Genomic DNA, 784 nt, shown 5'->3' with positions numbered 1-784 from the left:
GTTTGTTAAGTGAATTCTCACAACAAGCTCAATCCACTTCTTACAAATGCGATCCTCTCTAAGCTAGAGCATAAATTTGGTGGCGTGTCATTCCCACGTAGAGCACTTACAGTTGTGTTAATTGACATTGTACTTCTCGACTTTCCGACACCTAGTTTCAAATCTATTGCATTAAGTTGCTCTCTCATCAACTCTAAAATTTGTGGGTCATACTTCTCTACTAGTACTTTTAACACCGGAGAAATAACTGTTAATATTGCTTCTCCATACTCAATTGCTTCAATTCTACTTGGAATCTTTCCCTTATGGATGACCTCATTTCTGAATTTTATACATTTATTTGATAGTTGAGGTGGAATCTTTTTTTCAACCAACTGATACACGAAAAGATAAGCGCCAAATTGCCTTTCGGACTGGTTTGAGACCAGCTTCCATAACTGCGATGTTTGTTCTAAATTAATACCAGCTGAACGGTAAAGGATATTGATAACATATTCGTAAAACCTCTCCAAAGAAGAGGTGAAAGAGCTAACTGCCTCTCTGTAGTAACCGTCATGAATGGCGTTTAAGCCAAGCTCAAAGAGTATTTCAAATTTTGGGTTCTTCAATTTAACCGTAGATTCATGTTGCTGAGAACATGTAAAGCTGTAACACCCGCTATCTTGAAGCTCAGCAGAATAAACGTTTGACCCAGCACTCACGGTAGTCCCATGACAATCCATACAGGTAAGATATATTCTCATTTTTCCTCTATTCACTTAACGCCCTGCTAAGGGGTGAGCAA

The 784-nt window shown here is 38.5% G+C and carries 1 protein-coding gene; it reads right to left on the bottom strand.

The genetic code is table 11. The annotated features are described in order from the left end of the window. Positions 1 to 17: 17 nt before the first annotated feature. Positions 18 to 701, bottom strand: a complete 684-nt coding sequence (locus tag VHA02S_RS24940; RefSeq protein WP_127891282.1) for a hypothetical protein — start codon at positions 699 to 701, stop codon at positions 18 to 20. Between the last annotated feature and the right edge of the window lie 83 nt (positions 702 to 784).

The sequence above is a fragment of the Vibrio harveyi NBRC 15634 = ATCC 14126 = KCTC 12724 genome (assembly GCF_001591145.1).
GTDB classification, from domain to species: Bacteria; Pseudomonadota; Gammaproteobacteria; order Enterobacterales; family Vibrionaceae; genus Vibrio; species Vibrio harveyi.
Note: the sequence above shows the minus strand (reverse complement) of the source record. Positions and strands in the feature narration are given on the sequence as shown.